General features: G+C 41.0%; 15 protein-coding genes. 4 read left to right on the top strand and 11 right to left on the bottom strand.

Annotation, left to right across the window (positions count from 1 at the left end):
* Positions 1–5 precede the first annotated feature (5 nt).
* From torC to cmoM, 6 genes are all read right to left on the bottom strand, one after another.
* The gene (gene torC, locus C9J38_RS02770) at positions 6–1,190 is read right to left on the bottom strand and encodes a pentaheme c-type cytochrome TorC (RefSeq protein ID WP_107205765.1); all 1,185 of its coding nucleotides are present in this window, start codon (positions 1,188–1,190) and stop codon (positions 6–8) included.
* A 38-nt stretch (positions 1,191–1,228) separates the two neighbouring features.
* A complete protein-coding gene (locus tag C9J38_RS02765) occupies positions 1,229–1,399 on the bottom strand; it encodes a periplasmic nitrate reductase, NapE protein (RefSeq protein WP_107205764.1) in 171 nt (56 codons plus the stop codon).
* 231 nt (positions 1,400–1,630) lie between these two features.
* Positions 1,631–6,094: a chromosome partition protein MukB gene (gene mukB, locus C9J38_RS02760; RefSeq protein WP_107205763.1), complete on the bottom strand. Its 4,464-nt coding sequence runs from the start codon at positions 6,092–6,094 to the stop codon at positions 1,631–1,633.
* Entirely contained in the window at positions 6,094–6,837 is a 744-nt protein-coding gene (gene mukE / locus C9J38_RS02755) for a chromosome partition protein MukE (protein WP_005367158.1), read from the bottom strand. The genes mukB and mukE overlap by 1 nt, the downstream gene beginning before the upstream one ends.
* Positions 6,818–8,140, bottom strand: coding sequence for a chromosome partition protein MukF (gene mukF / locus C9J38_RS02750; protein ID WP_107205762.1), 1,323 nt, complete (start codon positions 8,138–8,140; stop codon positions 6,818–6,820). Before mukF ends, mukE begins: the two co-directional genes overlap by 20 nt.
* Complete coding sequence (gene cmoM, locus C9J38_RS02745; protein ID WP_107205761.1) at positions 8,137–8,970, bottom strand: tRNA uridine 5-oxyacetic acid(34) methyltransferase CmoM; 834 nt, start codon at positions 8,968–8,970, stop codon at positions 8,137–8,139. Before cmoM ends, mukF begins: the two co-directional genes overlap by 4 nt.
* 119 nt (positions 8,971–9,089) lie before the next feature.
* Between cmoM and elyC the strand changes: the two genes are divergently transcribed.
* From elyC to C9J38_RS02725, 4 genes are all read left to right on the top strand, one after another.
* Positions 9,090–9,917 (top strand): envelope biogenesis factor ElyC, encoded by an 828-nt coding sequence (elyC, locus tag C9J38_RS02740; RefSeq protein WP_107205760.1) that lies wholly within the window; start codon positions 9,090–9,092, stop codon positions 9,915–9,917.
* Positions 9,918–10,242: 325 nt separating this feature from the next.
* On the top strand, positions 10,243–11,631 hold the full coding sequence (locus C9J38_RS02735; RefSeq protein ID WP_107205759.1) for an L-cystine transporter: 1,389 nt from the start codon (positions 10,243–10,245) through the stop codon (positions 11,629–11,631).
* A 349-nt stretch (positions 11,632–11,980) separates the two neighbouring features.
* Positions 11,981–12,340 carry a ribosome hibernation-promoting factor, HPF/YfiA family gene (gene hpf / locus C9J38_RS02730; RefSeq protein WP_107205758.1) on the top strand — a complete coding sequence of 120 codons (360 nt, stop codon included), beginning with the start codon at positions 11,981–11,983 and terminating at the stop codon, positions 12,338–12,340.
* Positions 12,341–12,510: 170 nt separating this feature from the next.
* On the top strand, positions 12,511–12,747 hold the full coding sequence (locus C9J38_RS02725) for an RNA-binding protein (RefSeq protein WP_107205757.1): 237 nt from the start codon (positions 12,511–12,513) through the stop codon (positions 12,745–12,747).
* A gap of 33 nt (positions 12,748–12,780) precedes the next feature.
* Here the strand turns inward: C9J38_RS02725 and C9J38_RS02720 are convergent, their stop codons facing one another.
* The 5 genes from C9J38_RS02720 to msbA all read right to left on the bottom strand — a co-directional run bounded on the left by C9J38_RS02720 (position 12,781) and on the right by msbA (position 17,365).
* Positions 12,781–13,509, bottom strand: coding sequence for a potassium channel family protein (locus tag C9J38_RS02720; protein ID WP_107205756.1), 729 nt, complete (start codon positions 13,507–13,509; stop codon positions 12,781–12,783).
* Positions 13,510–13,667: 158 nt separating this feature from the next.
* Positions 13,668–14,414 (bottom strand): 3-deoxy-manno-octulosonate cytidylyltransferase, encoded by a 747-nt coding sequence (kdsB, locus tag C9J38_RS02715; RefSeq protein ID WP_107205755.1) that lies wholly within the window; start codon positions 14,412–14,414, stop codon positions 13,668–13,670.
* Positions 14,414–14,593 carry a Trm112 family protein gene (locus C9J38_RS02710; RefSeq protein WP_006645988.1) on the bottom strand — a complete coding sequence of 60 codons (180 nt, stop codon included), beginning with the start codon at positions 14,591–14,593 and terminating at the stop codon, positions 14,414–14,416. The genes kdsB and C9J38_RS02710 overlap by 1 nt, the downstream gene beginning before the upstream one ends.
* A complete protein-coding gene (gene lpxK, locus C9J38_RS02705; RefSeq protein ID WP_107205754.1) occupies positions 14,574–15,608 on the bottom strand; it encodes a tetraacyldisaccharide 4'-kinase in 1,035 nt (344 codons plus the stop codon). The genes C9J38_RS02710 and lpxK overlap by 20 nt, the downstream gene beginning before the upstream one ends.
* Complete coding sequence (msbA, locus tag C9J38_RS02700) at positions 15,608–17,365, bottom strand: lipid A ABC transporter ATP-binding protein/permease MsbA (protein WP_107205753.1); 1,758 nt, start codon at positions 17,363–17,365, stop codon at positions 15,608–15,610. The genes lpxK and msbA overlap by 1 nt, the downstream gene beginning before the upstream one ends.
* Positions 17,366–17,439: the final 74 nt, after the last annotated feature.

The raw sequence follows: 17,439 nt of genomic DNA, 5'->3' as shown, positions 1-17,439 counted from the left end.
TTTGATTAATGTTCAGCTTTAGAAAAGTCTGACGAATGGTTTTGTAAATATTTCAAAACAATAGCTTCGCTATCTGTATCAAAATTCACAAATGCAAGCATACCGTTAAACATGCCAGGCCAAGTATTTGCGTCAAAATGGTTTTCTGCTGGCTGGGTATGACATACGCTACAGTTGGTGTTGTAGGCCGATTTTGCGGCACTCCAAATAGTACTGACATCACTAACAAAGTTCTTTTTCTCAACCCATAATGTTGCGGTTACTTGTTGCCATTCTAGGCCTGTGACGTCATCTTCTTTTTTCTCGAAACCTTTTACAATATCCGCACTTTGCGCAGCATTTTTACTTAAGGCGGCTGTCGGTATATTCATTCCGAAATCTTGATTAATCACCCGACCAAAACCTTTTACTTTTCGCCAACCGTTCAGTTCAATTTGCAGCATGTCGTCTTTAATGGCCAACACTTTCACTGCCGATGCAGGCTCTAAAGAACCCCCGTCTTTGGTTTTGGCTTCATCTTCATAAAGAGGCAAAAATTGCACGCTGTAGTAGGTATCACCGTCTGAGTAATCGGTACTATGTGATGCCGCAGTCAATTCAGAGACAATCCCACCAGACGAGGCCATATCCGCTGGTAAGTGATGGGCTATACCTTTGTGGCAGTCTATACAACTTTGATCTTTAACCGCAGCTTGTTTCATTTGTGCCTGCGCCCGAGGTGACATTTCATCCCATTTCATGCTGGCATAACTGTGGCAACTCTTACATTCTAGCGAACCGTTCGCTGCAAACCGTTTCCATTCGTGTTGGGCTAATTCCAGCCTTTTTGCCTCAAACTTTGCAGGTGTATCAATGGAGCCAACAATGGCGCCAAAGACTTCTTTACTCGCCTGCATTTTTCGAGCGATTTTATCCGACCAATTATGCGGAACATGGCAATCAGGACAGGTTGCCCTAACCCCTGAATTATTCGACCAATGAACGGTGCCTTTTAATTCAGGATATACGGTGTCTCTCATCGAATGACAACTGATACAAAATTTTTCTGTGTTGGTCATATCAAGGGCAGTATTAAATCCCCCCCAAAATATAACCCCCGCGATAAAACCACCTAATGCGAGTACGCCAAGGCTTATTTTTGTTGCTGGGCGCCACAGGGTTACCCAAGCTTTTTTTAAGGACGACTTCATTATTTACCTACCGTTTTTTATTCAATATTGACGTGTGCCTAACCATGACCCGGAGGCCCGAGGAAAAACACTTGCATCGCCCAAATAAAAAAACCATACCCGCCCACAAAAATGACAGATAAAATAGGAAACAGTAAAACAATGATAAAGAGAAATGTTCGCCATTCATAACGGCCTCTCTCTTTATCATCCATTTCTTCACTTAACATTATTGCTCTCTCACTTATTAGTAAGCCTTATTATTCTTAATAGGCTTTTCCAGTGCTTAAAGTGAATTATAGACAATGCTTTTACATTTAATTTTCAAGCTTGTTAAAAAGCCAATTCGATCACATTTTTTTCTTATCTTTTACAACCTTATTTTTTATCTAACCTTTTGTTTTAGATATAAAAAAAGGCCAGCACTTCTGCTGACCTTTTTTGCGATATTTAACGAAAAGTTAGTCTATCGTGTCGATATCTAAGACTGTTTGGATTGGTTTTTCATGTTTCGGTGTATTACCAAAGCCACGTAAACCTACCACGTGTACGTGTTCACGATCTTTGAAAATCTTACGTACTAGTTTGTAGGTTGTACCTTTTTCCGGACTGATATTTTCAGGTGCCGCAATCAGTAACTGCATGTCTAAGCGTTCACATAACTCAAACAATGTTGCGATTGATTTACCATCCAGTCGTGCCGCTTCATCCAAGAACAAGAGTCGACAAGGAATGATATCTTTACCACGTAAACGTCGCGATTCTTCTTCCCAGCTCTGAACAACCATTAACAGAATTGCCTGACCTGTACCAATCGCTTCACCCGTAGATAGCGCGCCTGATTCCGCTTGTAGCCAGCCGTCTGTACCACGGTTAACTTCAATGCTTAACTCTAGGTAATTACGGTAATCTAACAGCTCTTCACCCAAGATTTGCGGTGAACGTTGACCCATATCGATATGTGGATTCAAACGTTGGAACAACTTCGCAATCGCTTCCGAGAATGATAAACGGTTATTACCGAATAGATCGCTATGCTGATCTTTATTCTCAACAAGTCCTGCAAGTAATGATTCGTGCGTATCACGTACTTTAACGTTTAGACGCACACCATTTACCTGACCAAAGCCAATACTTTGCAAGCCTTGGTTTAGCATACGAATACGGTTTTGCTCACGCTGGATTGTTTTACGAATAATATTCGCAACGGAATCTGAACTGATCGCTAAACGTTGTTCACGCGCCGTTAGCTCTTCGGTTAAACGTCCCAGCTCTGCTTCCATTTCTTCGATAGCTTCTACTGGATCGTCAGTACGAATAATATCGTGACGAATACGCTCACGTAGATGCTGGTAAACCGCGATGTAGAACAGAACTTTACGTTCAGGACGCGTCACATCTTCTGACGCGCGTAATGCATCACGTAAATCTTCGTTATCCGCAACTGCAAGACGCAGTGAACCGAGCGCTTTATCCGATAGTGAACGTAGTTCATCTGCCGACATATATGCCATTTCACGACGGTGTAAACGACGTTCAACATCGCTTTCACGTGCTAAACGTAATACCGCGCACCAACCCGCTTTCGCGTTAACCACTAACTTACGGAAGTCTTGGTAATCTTTACCTACTTTACGTAAACGCTTCACTAACGACTTCATTTCAAGTTCGATAGAGGTGGTTGATTTTTCTAACTGGCTACGGCGACTACGTGAACTGTGTAAACGCTCATTGAGTTCATCACGACGAATACGCGCGCGTTCTTCTGCTTCAACATCTGCACGTACACCTAGCTCTTGCAGTTCACGTTCAAATTCTTGAACGGTTTCCATTTTCGCTTGGTGCGAGCTCTTCAGTGACGCCATTAACTGGTTGTACTGGTTTGCTTGTGCGCGCGCTTGTTTTAAGCTTTCACGGCTGCGACCACGGGCTTGTTCTGCGGTTGCAAGTTTCGCTTTAAGCTGCTCGTTTAGCTCTGAGCTCTTGCTTAGTAGCTCTACCGCATCGGCATAGCTAAAGTAGTGACGGCGTTCGGCCAAATCAGCGACCGCAAAGATCAGGGTTTTGAGCTCTTGTAGCTTCTTATCTGCCGCTTCGTAATCAGCTTGTAGCGCATCGAATTGCTCGGGATCAGCGTCCAGCGAAGACACTAATGTTTCAAGCTCGGCTAACGCTTTACCATGACGGTCAAGGTAGTTACGTGCTTCATCCATTTGTGAAAGTTGTTGTTCAACTTCTTCAAAACGTGCGCTTAGGGTGTCATCTTCAAGCAGTGTTACTACTGGGTTTAATTTACCCAATAATGCAAGACCTTCACGTGCTGCCGCTAACTGGCTACGCTGTTGTTGTTCTTGCGCTTGTGATTCTGATAACTGACGTGCAATTTGGTTACGTTGATCACGTGCTTGCTTTAATTCTACTTCTGGATCTGGGTTAAATGCCACAGACATGTGGGTGGCTACAAAGCTATTGAAGCTTTGGTACAAACGCTGAAGTTTTTGCGAATCAAACGATGCTTTTGCGTGATCTTCTACAACTTGATCTTTTTCATCACGTAAGAACTCTAAACGTTGTTCACGTGCTGCACGACCAAATAGTGGCATTTCAGGGAAACGTGAGTAACGCAGTTGGCGATCGTTTAAATGAACACACACTGCATCTTCGAGTTCATCAACATCAAAGCCACTGTCATCAAATGAATCCGCGTCACCTTCGATGATGTAAAGATCATCTGGACAATCATCTAGTGTGACTAATTTTTCTTTAATGCCGCTAAGATCAGGAACAATAATCGCGTGTCGAGCAGGGCCGTACATCGCACTGAAATATGGCGCATCATCAATAGTGATATCATCATAAACTTCAGATAACAGCGTACCGCCAAGGGTATCGGCTAGGCCACGTAAACGTGAGTCATCACTACCGCCAGGCTGTGCTAAACGCTCAATATCAGCATCAAGTTGCTTCTTACGTGCGGCTAATTCATCACGTTGACGCGAAGCTTCACGCTCGTTATCCAACGTTAGCTGCATTGCATCCATCACCGCTTGGCTACTTGAAAGATCAGCATTGGCTTGCTCTGCTAATTTTTCAAGCGCATCAGAAGCTGCAATCCATGTTGGTGCTTGCAATTCTAATGCGGTAATACGAGAGACTAAACGTTGTTCGTCATGGCGCATGTCGTTGCGTTGCTCAACCAGCGTTGCTTGATCTTGCTCTAGGCTTTCAAGCGTTGCTTCATGGCGCGCTTGTTCTTCAACTAACGCTAATTCGCTATCTAATGTGGTGGCGAATTTCTTGGTATACGTTTCAGCTAATTCAACCGCTTGGCGTTGACTACGCACGCTACGCTCTAAATCACGGTATTGCGCTTTTAGCTGCTCACCACGATCTGAAATCGCACGTAGTTGACGACCATGATCAATCAATTCACGGGCTTTGTTACTTGCGTTTGCGCGATCAACGGCACCGGCAATGGTGGTAATGATCGCTAAGCCTTTATCAAACTGTTGCGCCGCCGCTGACGACATATCCAGTTTATGTTTAAGGGCTAATAATGCTGTTGTTTGGGTATCTTGCTGTTGTTTAAGTTGCGCGAGATACGGTGGCGCTTGATCAGGTAGCATTTGATGATCGCCAGACAAATTACGTGCTTTTTCTAATGCCTGTACCGCTTGTTGGTACTGCAATGCACGGGTTTGCTGCATATCTAATGCTTGCTGGTAATCGGCTAACTGGGTTTTTAAGCTATCAACTTCTTCTTCCGTTAGCTGTGATTGTTCTTCGGCAATCGCAAGTTGCTCTGCCGCTTCTTCAACCACCATGACCTGCTCTTCAAGACGCTCTGTTAGCTCTTCAAGATCTTCTTTGTAACGCTCGATTTTCTCAGCTTGACGGACTGCGGTTTGTACTAGCTGTAGGTGATCTGATGCAGCTTGATGATCTTGCTCTAACGCGCCTTCTTGCTCAGTCAATTCATTCAGCTCTGCGGTCATGTTATTAAACGTAGACTGCTGATCGATTAAGGTTTGACGTGAGCCCATTAGCTCACCACGTAAGCTTAATGTTTGCTCTAGCTTCTTCTGACGCTCGTTAGCATGACGCATATAATCGGCAGCAACATAGTTCGTTGCTTCTGAGATCAAATGCTTAAACAAGTCACGGTCACGCTGAGTCAGTTTAATCGCTTCTAATGTCGAACGGTTTTCACGCAGTGCTGCTTCCATATCTTGGAAGGCTTTTTTAACACCGGTGTTGTGCGGTAATAGGTAATCACGTAATGAACGTGTGATCGCACTTGAAATACCACCGTATAGCGATGCTTCAATTAAGCGGTAGAACTTAGAACGATCTTGGCTGTTACGTAATTTCTTCGGTAACACGCCCATTTCAAACATTTGAACGTGGTAATCAGTTACCGAGTTAAATGCTTTAAATTGCACGCCTTCATATTGTGCAACAATGTCTTTAACATCATTAAGCTGGCGAACACGCGCTTGGTTTTCTGATAGCGTTTCAATTAACACATCAGTGGGTTTGATATTTGAAGGCAAGCCTTGAATTAAGAAAGGCTTAATATCAACTTTCTTATCACGACCCGCGACTTGCTGTAATTTTACAGCAAAGATAATGCGTTGCTTTTTCGAGTTAACAACATCAAGCGCTGCATAACAGGCCCCCGGCTTCAGTTTACCGTGAAGACCTTTATCGCGTGAGGCATTTGAACTTCCCGCTTCCGTTGTATTTCGGAAATGAAGCAGGCTTTGATCAGGAATGAGTGTGGTAATGAAAGCAGCCATGGTTGTTGACTTACCCGCACCGTTACCACCTGAAAGCGTTGTCACCAAATTATCAATGTCAAAGGTACGTGCAAAGAAGCCGTTCCAGTTGACCATGGTGAGCGATTGATACTTACCGCGTTCCATTAAATACTACTCTCCTGTTCCACTTGTTGTGCATCTGCATTTTCAAGTGATTCTTGACTGTCTTGTTCGATATCGTCGAGCAAACTTGATTGGCTTGGTTCTTGATGATGCACAACGGCTTCACCGTCACGGATCAAGCGTAGCTGCGCTTCACGCATATCATCACCTGTTCGTACATCGGCACCAAAACGGAATACCGCTTCACTAATACGGAATTTACCGTGATCACCAATTGGAATTAACATCCCTATACGGCGTAAACGACGCAATGATGTTTTCACTTTATCGAACAGTTTTTCACGATCAAGATCGGAACCTGTTGCGCGGTTAGTCACTAATTTCATTAGCTTTTGTTCATCTGCTAATGTCACTAACTCATCAAACAACTCTTGGTTAGTAAAAATACCTTCGTGCGCTAAACGCTCTGGGCTTAGGTAAAGGAAACACAACACTTTACCCACCAGCATGTCGATTTCTGATAATACAGAACGACCAATCAATGAGGTTGAACGTGGACGAAGGTATAAAAAGCCTTCTGGCGCACGGACTAATTCTGCATTGTAACGCTTGTAAAACATGCCGAGTTCTTGTTCAAATTCGATCAAAAAGGCATGGTTATCTAAATCTTCACTAGAAATATGGCGACCTGAACGGAGCGCGTTATCCAGTGCGGGGAAAAGTGGATTAGCAATCGCTTTTGCTAAATTTTCCGGCATGAATTCTTCAATATTTGTCAATGACATGAGCTTGTACCTTGGCTCCGTATTCGTTAATTGCTTCCCAATCTGGCTGAATTGCATTGAAATCAGCCTCTGAGTATCCCATTCTTACTGCTTGATCAATCACGATTCTTGCCAAATCAAAATGCTGGGCAAATGGGTGTTGAGCCAAATAATCTTTGAGCAGTGAGCTTAGGTTGATGGGTGCGCCTGTCGATTTGTGCGCTTTTAGCATTGCTGCAACTTTTTCTGCCAATATATCATTAACTAAGTCGAGCTCTTCAAATTCCATCTCAGCGGGAACAATACCTGTTACTTCATCGTCACGAAGCACTAATGCTTCATCACGCATGTCTAATAAACGTTCAGCATCTGCATAGGTCAATAACCATGGCGTATCAAAATAATCAGTAACCGACTGGCGTAAACGCTGACTAAATGCACGGTTCTTGTCCATGTCTATCGCGGTACGAATAAACTTATGGACATGGCGATCGTAGCCAATCCATAAATCAATCGCTTGCTGACCCCAACTGATAATGCGATCCAGTTTTGCTTGTAGGATATACACCATCCCATCAACATAATCTAAATCATCACGACCTTGTGTGGATTCTTGAATCGTCAGTAACTGCGTTTGTAGCTGATCGCCTGCCGCTTGTAGTGTGTCTTGAAGCTCTTTTAACGTCGCAGACGTTTCATCAAGTAACTGCTCACAACTACTGATTGCCGCGCGCCAGTCTTGGTTTAGCAATTCAGCAATATCGACTTTGACTTGCTGCTGTTGCTCATCCATGGTGCGCTGGTTTAAATCGATGCGATCGAATATTTCAGCTACTGAGTATTTCAATACGGCATGAACATTTTGACGCCAGTGTTTTTCATCACCGTCTTCTTGTGCCGCCGTTGCTGCTTTATTGATTTCGTCTGCCACCATTGCTAACTGGATAGATAGCTTGAGTGTTGAAAACTCTCGTTGGCGAACGTAATAATCAGTAATGCCTAACGCTAATGGGCTTAAACGATAAATACTAGCGCCATCGGTTACTTCACTAGTAAAGCGTGAAATTAATCGCTGTCTTACCAATTCATTAATGGCGTTGTTGGCGCGAAATGCCAGGGTTTCTTTGGATTGGCCGAACATATCACTTACGATGCGAAATGCGTCAACCAGTTCTCCTTCCCCTAATTCTTCATCAAAGCGATCACCGCTTAAAACGGCAATGGCTAACAAGAACGCCAGCCGTTCCGTTGGTAGGTTTAAAGCAAAATCGTTTTGCTTTACCCAGTTAACCAACTCGGGAACCGTCTGGGTAACTTCACTCATCCCTTGTCCTTATTGCTGTTATTAGAGTTTGTCGTTGTTGTGTGCGTTTCTTTCGCAAAAGGCTTACGGGCATACACATGAATATAACGCCCCAACGACAAAAACGGCTCTTGACGGCAAAGCTTCTGCTCCATCTCAAGAACCTGTTCAAAACTGTAGTCACCTACACGGAAAGTTTGCATATAATCATGGAAGGTTCTCACCCCTGTTTTACCCATGATTTCAAACCCTGCATCGGTTAGGCACTGATAAACATCTTCTGGTTTTATCCCTTGCTGCGGCTGTAATTTAAAGCGCTTGCGATGTGGCATTCCTTGCTCAATATGAGTCAAGTTACCGCAAATTAAGTTTTTAAACAGTAGACCGTTATAGTTATAAAACATCACGGAAATGGCACCGCCTGGTTTCACATTGTCTAATAGACCAGTAAGTACCTCGATTGGTTCAGCTAACCATTCCATTACTGCATGAAATAAAATTAAATCGACAGGTTCAGATATGAACTCATCAATTTCCTGCACAGGACAATGCACAAAACGATATTGCTCAAGCAAACCGTTTTTAGCAATTTCTTGTTGAGCTAATGTCAACATTTCGCTAGAAAGATCACATAACGTTACTTGATGTCCAAGTGATGCAATTTTTTGTGACAATTGTCCAATACCTCCCCCTGCATCTAATACAGTAAGAGGTGATACACTGCTAAGCGAGGTAAGAATTTGTTCAATATCTTGCCATACGACAGTTTGTCGTATTTGCCCTTTTGCTGTGCCATATATGTTTTCAGCGAACTTTTGCGCTAAATCATCAAAATTTCGGTCTTTGATCACGGCTGCTTTACGTTATGATAGCGAATCTAAAAAGTGACTCATTTTCTCACAAGCAGTAAAGGAATAAAGGCTTGTGATGCTTTTTCAAGCTCAACTGCTGAAATTTCGGACTACATTTCATGTTTGAATTAAAAAAATTAATCGCAACACTCCTTATGCCCCTCCCAGCACTGCTGATCATTGGGGTTATTGGATTATTGGTTTTATGGTTTACGCGTAAGAAAAAACTCGCTTCGGGAATTATTGCATTCTCTTTTTTAGGTATTTTTGCCGTCTCTTTTCAGCCTGTTTCTACGAGTTTATTGCGACCATTAGAGCAACAATATCCCGCTTTTGTCGGTTCATCTAAACCTATCGATTTTGTTATGGTGCTTGGTAGTGGTCATGTGATCGATAAAACGTTTCCTATCACCTCAGAACTTTCACGTACTGCGTTAATGCGTTTAGTTGAAGGTATTCGTATTGCGCGAATGTATCCGGGATCTAAAATAATCCTCTCCGGTTACGGTGGTGGAACCAATATCAGTCAAGCTCGTATGATGGCTAAAGTCGCCCTAGCATTGGGAGTGAGTAAATCGGATATTCTGTTGTTGGAAACAGCGAAAGATACCTGGGAAGAAGCGCATCAAGCTGCTTCTGTTGTTGGTGATAAAAGCTTAGTACTTGTTACTTCAGCCAGCCATATGCCGCGAGCCTTGTATGAATTTCATCAAGCTGGACTGTATCCAATTCCAGCACCGACTAACTTTTTAGCGACGAACAAAATTAAACAACCTTGGATACGCTACGCGCCAAGCTCGCAGTTTTTAAACCAAACTGAACGTTATTGGCATGAAAAACTAGGGAGTTTATGGCAACAATTGCGTACATTTCTTGCTAACCATAAAGAACAAAGCACGGATGGAAACAATCATGATAGTGCGGATGCGTTAACAGTTGCTGGCTAAAACCATATAAAATGCCCTTATCGCCCAGTAAATCATTACTGGGCTTTTTTTTGCCTACATCACTTACTTTTCTTTACTTTTCTGAGTAGTCCTCAACGTATTATCACAAACGCATATAACTAAAAGCTATATATATAAAACAATTAAGCTAAAAAACGTCATAAAAAATGTATCTGAAAAAAGCGTTAGCCACTATGATTCCCCTCCAATGAGAAACAATAATTGCTTAACATTTTAATTTCTAAATTTTACAAGCATCAGTTTATTTAACTGCAAATAATTGCTTTCTCGTTTTTATTATATTGATAATTTAAAGGTTAGCAGTATGTACCAAATTATAAATTTAGCCGTCTTTACGGTACTGATCGCCTTGTTGATTAAGCAGCAACGTACCGATAGCACCCTGTCAAAACGCGTTTTTACCGGATTAATTCTCGGTGTCTTATTTGGCGCTGCTCTACAGTGGTTATATCACCCACAAACTCCTGTCGTTAGTGACACCCTTGAGTACATTAATATTGTTGGGGCTGGGTATATCAGCCTGTTAAAAATGATTGTTATGCCACTCATTATGGTTTCTATCATTGGCGCAATTATTAAGGTTAAGGATTCAAGTGCGCTGGGTAAAATATCATTTCTCACCATAGGTATTTTATTAGCAACAACAGCAATCTCTGCTTTAATCGGCATAATGATCACTAACCTATTTGGTTTGACAGCTGATGGTATTGTTGAAGGTGCGCGTGAAATTGCCCGTGGCGAAGCATTACAAACACGCTTGGGCAGTATTGCGAATGTGTCGTTTGCCGACATGATAATTTCATTTTTCCCTTCTAATCCTTTTGCTGATTTAGCGGGTACGCGTCCTACTTCTACGATTGCCGTTGTGATTTTCTCTGCATTTGTTGGCATGGCGGGATTAACGGTAATTAAAACAACCCCAGAGTTAGGCGCTAGCTTTGAAAAGTTTGTTAATGTTGCCCAAGAAATTGTTCGTACACTCGTACGTATGGTGCTGAGCTTAACACCTTATGGTGTGATGGCATTAATGACGAAAGTGGTTGCTGGCTCTAACTACGACGATATTCTAGGTTTATTGAATTTTGTTATCGCATCGTATGTTGGCCTTGGGTCAATTCTGGTATTACATTTAGTACTCGTTAGCTTTGTTGGGGTCAATCCTCTGCGCTTTTTCAAGAAGATTTTACCCGTACTAACGTTTGCTTTTACCTCGCGTTCAAGTGCAGGCACAATTCCGTTAAACATTGATACTCAAGTAAAATCGCTTGGCAATGGCGATGCGGTTGCTAACTTCTCTGCTTCCTTTGGCGCTACGATGGGACAAAATGGCTGTGCGGGGTTATATCCAGCTATGCTTGCCGTAATGATTGCGCCGACAGTGGGCATTAATCCATTAGATCCCAGCTTTATGATTTCCCTTATTGCCATTGTAACCGTCAGCTCATTTGGTATTGCAGGTATTGGAGGTGGTGCGACATTTGCCGCTCTTATCGTTCTTTCAACATTAGGTATGCCCGTTGCACTTGCAGGCTTGTTAATTTCGATTGAGCCTTTAATTGATATGGGAAGAACTGCAGTAAATGTTAGTGGCTCAATGACGGCAGGAACTATTACTTCTCGTATTTTAGGCTTAAATAAAACGACTGAGATAGATGAAGAGAAACAACCAAACGTTATTGACACACACGCTTAAACATAATTTAGCTATGATTGCTCTTGTATTAACAAATAAAAATCTCACTTTTTTTTAGTTTTTCACTTTTCAATCAAAGATTACTTTTTTAGTAAAAAACATAAAAATTACATTTCATTAACACTATTTATTATTTAATTTTAATAAATAGTGTTTTTTTCATTCTTATTCGATAAATACTTTATTTTTCATTATTACCATCACTATAAATTGCTTATTAAGCAATCAAGACCTTCCTCTTTTTAACAAATCCTCTTATGGTAATTAATGTGACATAGATCACGTTAGATAATCATTTTTAGACTAGTCTTATTAAGCATAAACTCCAACACATTATGAGTAACTTATTATGAGCATTAAAATTACAGCACGCGGTTTTGAACTTCCAGACTACCTAGAACAACATATTAAAGAAGCATTCTTTAAGTTTGATAAATTCAAAATTACTTTCCAAAGCAAAGATGTATTTATGAAACTTGAGGAAGGCCGTAAGTTTACTGTTGAAATCGCAACTAAGTCTAACCTAGGTAAAATCGACGCTACTGGTGAAGCTAACGAGCTAATCGATGCATTCAACGAAGCCTTTGACCGTCTAGAGCGTCAAGTCATTAAGCACAAAGAAAAACCACAAGCTCACCTCAGTGAAAAAGCACAAAAAGAGAAAGAAAACTTAATTAAAGAAGAAGACGAAACGTTAGCTAAGTTATAAATCATCTTGCCACTAAAAGCGGTCACTGTTTTACATCATTTATTTCGGTGATCGCTTTTCAATATAGGTAATAGAAATATCTGTATTCCTCATTTCTTACTCCGCCATATACCTCTCTTCGATATTTTTCGTGTTAAAATAGTAAAACACACCAAATAAAAGATCTCTAAATGAAAATTCTAGTTCGTAACCTTTCTCGTAGCACCACTGAAATCCAAATTCGTAAAATATTTGAAGAGTTTGGCAAAGTAGGAAACTGTAACCTTGTTTTAGATACAATTACAGGTAAGTCAAAAGGCTTTGCTTTTTTAGAAATGGACGATGAGCAACAAGCAGTCCGTGCGATGAAAGCTTTAAATGAAACGATGGTAGACAAAAGTCGTATCCGTGTAAAAACAGCACAGTAATCAGTCTATCTAACAGGGCAATACATTGCCCTGTTAATCAGCTTTACGCGGACTATTTTTATTATCCTTTACTCTGTAGCTACTATCTTTATAAGTGATATTAATAGCAAAATTGCTTAAAATTAAACCTATAAATATAAAGTTATACATTGCATGTAATATCACCAAGGCTTTCGCATCATGTCCGATTGGTGCCATGTGCCCATACCCTATTGTTGTCGCCGTAATAAAACTAAAATATATCGCATCAAAATTTGAGACTAGATTGCTCACTCCACCTGTCGCTTTATATAAAACAGCAAACCCCAAGCAGACTTCGATATAATTAATAACTAACATTAAAAATGAACGTTTTTTAGATATTGGCGGGCTATAGATATCTGAAAGAAAAATGATACTTAATAAATAAAGCAACGTTTCTAATAGTAAATAAGATATAAATAAAATAGAGAATGGTGATGATTCAAGATTAAAATTAAAGATCAGTATCGGTGTTATTAATTTAAGAATAACATAAACTTCTGAACATATTTTCCTTGCTAATAATCCAAACTTACCAGAGATATGTCGAATATACAGCCCAGGAAAAATATATGATGATAGAACAAGAAAAAGTTTGAATAATCTCTCGATGCCAAATGTATTTTCTTTTTCATCATTCCAGACTTGTTTTACATGATCATTTTGATTTTTTATCGCAGGTTTGACGTAGCGAAAATCAGTGCTCCATTGGCTTAAAAATAACTTCTTAATAAATGCCATGGATTGTATCCTCATCCGTTAAACCAAGTGACGTTATCACTGTAACACTTGTTACTTACGACTTTGTATTTAATAGATATAAAGCCTGATCTCTATTCCATAATCAAGACAAATAAAAAAGCCTAAACTCTGTTTAGGCTTTATCTGTTATTGCATTTTTAACCCACGAACTGACGAACTTTCTCCAGATCTTCTGGCGTATCTACACCCGCAGGTGGTGCATCAATTGCCACATCAACATGGATTTTTTCTCCGTGCCAAAGCACGCGCAATTGCTCTAGAGACTCTATTTGCTCAAGTGCACTTGGTGCCCAATTGATATAGGTTTTAATAAACCCTGCACGGTATGCATAAATACCAATATGACGAAGTAAATTATGATGCACAATTCGTGGCTGCTTGGCAAAATTATCACGATCCCAAGGTATGGCTGCACGGCTAAAATACAATGCATAACCATCTTTATCCGTAACAACTTTTACAGCATTTGGATTAAATACTTCATCATGGTGATCAATTTCAACGGCTAGTGTCGCCATAGGTGCGTCTTTATGCGCAATATTATCAGCAACTTGGCGGATAATAGTTTCAGGAATAAGTGGCTCATCCCCTTGCACATTTACAACAATATGATCATCCGATAGTTGATATTTCTCAACCACTTCGGCTAAACGCTCGGTGCCAGATTCATGATCTGTGCGTGTTAAACACACCTCACCACCAAAACCTTTCACCACATCAACAATGCGTTGATCATCCGTTGCAACAATCACTTGATCGGCACCGGACTTTATCGCTTTCTCGTAAACCCACTGCACCATTGGCTTACCTGCAATATCTGCCAACGGTTTACCCGGTAAACGTGTAGATTGATAGCGCGCAGGAATAATAACGGTAAATGTCATTATTTAACCTCGTCAGAGCTTAACGTACGTGCTTCTGGCTCAAGTAAAACTGGAATGCCATCTTTAATAGGATAAGCTAAACGATCAAATTTACATACCAGCTCATTATTTTTTTTATCGTAACTCAACTTGCCTTTACATACAGGACAAGCAACGATTTCAAGCAGACGATGATCCATACGTTTCCTTTACCTCAATGATCTTATTAATAATGTCTGTTGCCTGAGGCTGAGCGATATCTGCATTAACGGGTAAATACCACCAGTTATCTTCAGCAAACGCATAGCACTTCACGGCATCTTTTTCAGTCATTACTAAATGCTGCCCTTGATGGGCTAACTCTAACAATGTTTGTTTTTCAAATGCTTGATGATCAGCAAAAGGCTGACATAAAACAGGGGTTACGCCTAATTGATTTAGGGTAGAAAAAAAGCGAGGAGGATGACCAATACCCGCAATAGCTACGATATCTTTTAAGTCACCTATCAAGCAACGCTCACCTGTTTTCACATTAATTAAATCGGTTGGGACTAATGTCATTGATGCTTCATTTGCTTGCGCTGAACCACCATTACAAATCAGAAAATCAACGCTATCTAAACGCTCACAGGATTCTCGTAATGGACCCAGTGGCAATAAATGCTCGTTACCAAAACGACGTTGACCATCAATCACTACAATTTCAATATCACGATCCAATGCATAATGCTGAAGACCATCATCAGTGATGATCACATCTACATTGTGATCTAATAGCATCTTCACAGCTTCACTGCGTTTAGGTGCAACAGCAACGGGGGCATTCGTTCTTCGTTGAATAAGTACGGGTTCATCACCTGCAATATCAGTGCTAGTTGTCGCTTCAACATAATAGGGATAATGCGGCGCTTTACCACCATAACCACGAGAAACCACACCCGGTTTTAAACCTTGCGCTTGTAGTTGTTCCACCAGCCACACGACAACAGGCGTTTTACCATTGCCACCCGCAGTAATATTGCCAACCACAACAACAGGTACAGGCGCGCTATACGCTTGTTTTTTACCAGCAGAATATTGTCGTCTTTTATGTTGGCTAATCACCCCAAATAAAAAACTTAAGGGTTTAAATACAGGCCAAAGCAGAATGTAAAGTAACAGCATCCCCCCTTTAGGCGGATGCTGAAACCACATTTTTTCAATAAGGGATGCCATTAGTCACCAAACTGAATTCGATGAAGTTGTGCATATGCACCATCATGGCTAATTAGCTCTGCGTGAGTACCGCGTTCAACAATTTCACCATCATCTACTACTAGGATTTGATCGGCATTTTCAATCGTAGATAAACGGTGAGCAATTACCAGTACCGTTCTGTCTTTTTGAAGTTCATCTAAGGCACTTTGAATTGCGCGCTCAGATTCAGTATCAAGTGCTGATGTTGCTTCATCAAGAATTAACACAGGCGCATCACGTAACAGCGCACGAGCAATCGCAAGACGTTGACGTTGACCGCCCGATAAACTGACACCGTTTTCGCCGATAATAGTATCTAAGCCTTTATCCATGCCTTTGATAAAGTCCATCGCATAAGCCAGTTCAGCTGCACGTTCAATATCTGCACGACTGTATGCACCTTCACTTGCATAAGCAATATTATTTGCAATAGTGTCGTTAAATAAGTGTACGTTTTGAGAAACAACCGCCACTTGGTTACGAAGATTGGAAAGTTTGTAATCTCGAATTTCAACCGAATCAATGTTTATTTCACCTGACTCAATGTCATAGAAACGCGTCAATAAGTTTGCAATGGTACTCTTACCAGAACCCGAACGACCGACTAATGCTAATGTTTTACCTGCCGGTATGCTAAAGCTCACATTACGCAATGCTGGAGTGTCCTTTGTCGGATAAGTAAAGGTTACATTCTTAATCTCTACATCACCCTTCACACGTTTAACTTCAACTTTACCATTGTCTTTTTCGGTTTCTAAATCCATTAATTCAAACAGGGTGTGACAAGCAGCCATACCGCGTTGGAACTGAGAAGTAACACTTGTAAGCGCTTTTAATGGACGCATCAAGCCGAACATCGAACCAAATATAACGGCAAACGTACCTGGTGTTAGTTCCGCTCGTAAAGATGGCGTATTTGCCAAAATTAATACAACGACAAGAGCAAAAGACGCTATGACCTGTATTACGGGGTTTGAAATAGCCTGAGCAGAAACAAGCTTCATGGTCTGGCGACGCATTTGATTGCTCACTTTATCAAAGCGCTCTTTTTCTACTTGCTGACCACCGTAACTTAATACGACTTTGTGACCTTTTAGCATTTGCTCAGCAGATGACGTCACAGACCCCATCGCATCCTGCATATTTCGTGAAATTTTACGAAAACGCTTTGATACAATACGAATACTGATTGCAACAACAGGGGCAATCACAATCAAAATTGCGGATAGTTGCCAACTATTCCAGAACATCAATACCATTAGACCAATAATAGATGCCCCTTCACGTACAATGCTCACTAATGCACTACTGGTAGCTGACGCAACTTGCTCTGAATCGTAAGTAATACGAGATAACAATGCCCCTGAAGATTCTTTATCGAAAAATGAAACAGGCATTTTCATGAAGTGTTGGAATAACTGACGACGTAAGTTCATTACAACATTGCCTGATACCCAAGATAAGCAGTAAGTTGCTACGAAGCCACTTGCACCACGCATTATCATTAAGCCAATTAAATAGATTGGCATCATCGCTAGGAAATTAGAATCAATTTTGTCTAATCCACCAAAGCTTTCATCAAGCAGTGGCTTGATCATTGAAACCAATAAGGTATCACCAATCGCATTGATGATAAGAGCGATCACTGCAACAGCAAGGCCTGCTTTATAAATGCTAATGTAGGGCCATAAACGCTTGTACGTTTCGCTTGATGATTTTTCTGTTAATTGAGTCATGAAAACCAATTTATTACTAATACAGTTTTTATATTCTACCCTTAACTTCCTTCTCTACCAAATTTGTATCTCAT

This window comes from Photobacterium sp. GB-210 (assembly GCF_003026075.1).
Taxonomy (GTDB): Bacteria; Pseudomonadota; Gammaproteobacteria; order Enterobacterales; family Vibrionaceae; genus Photobacterium.
This window is presented reverse-complemented; position numbering and strand designations above follow the sequence as displayed.

Excerpts from the sequence above, each read along its gene's own strand:
- torC (WP_107205765.1), bottom strand. The coding sequence starts at position 1,190 with ATGAAGTCGTCCTTAAAAAAAGCTTGGGTAACCCTGTGGCGCCCAGCA.
- C9J38_RS02765 (WP_107205764.1), bottom strand. The coding sequence starts at position 1,399 with ATGTTAAGTGAAGAAATGGATGATAAAGAGAGAGGCCGTTATGAATGG.
- mukB (WP_107205763.1), bottom strand. The coding sequence starts at position 6,094 with ATGGAACGCGGTAAGTATCAATCGCTCACCATGGTCAACTGGAACGGC.
- mukE (WP_005367158.1), bottom strand. The coding sequence starts at position 6,837 with ATGTCATTGACAAATATTGAAGAATTCATGCCGGAAAATTTAGCAAAA.
- mukF (WP_107205762.1), bottom strand. The coding sequence starts at position 8,140 with ATGAGTGAAGTTACCCAGACGGTTCCCGAGTTGGTTAACTGGGTAAAG.
- elyC (WP_107205760.1), top strand. The coding sequence starts at position 9,090 with ATGTTTGAATTAAAAAAATTAATCGCAACACTCCTTATGCCCCTCCCA.
- C9J38_RS02735 (WP_107205759.1), top strand. The coding sequence starts at position 10,243 with ATGTACCAAATTATAAATTTAGCCGTCTTTACGGTACTGATCGCCTTG.
- hpf (WP_107205758.1), top strand. The coding sequence starts at position 11,981 with ATGAGCATTAAAATTACAGCACGCGGTTTTGAACTTCCAGACTACCTA.
- C9J38_RS02725 (WP_107205757.1), top strand. The coding sequence starts at position 12,511 with ATGAAAATTCTAGTTCGTAACCTTTCTCGTAGCACCACTGAAATCCAA.
- C9J38_RS02720 (WP_107205756.1), bottom strand. The coding sequence starts at position 13,509 with ATGGCATTTATTAAGAAGTTATTTTTAAGCCAATGGAGCACTGATTTT.
- kdsB (WP_107205755.1), bottom strand. The coding sequence starts at position 14,414 with ATGACATTTACCGTTATTATTCCTGCGCGCTATCAATCTACACGTTTA.
- C9J38_RS02710 (WP_006645988.1), bottom strand. The coding sequence starts at position 14,593 with ATGGATCATCGTCTGCTTGAAATCGTTGCTTGTCCTGTATGTAAAGGC.
- lpxK (WP_107205754.1), bottom strand. The coding sequence starts at position 15,608 with ATGGCATCCCTTATTGAAAAAATGTGGTTTCAGCATCCGCCTAAAGGG.
- msbA (WP_107205753.1), bottom strand. The coding sequence starts at position 17,365 with ATGACTCAATTAACAGAAAAATCATCAAGCGAAACGTACAAGCGTTTA.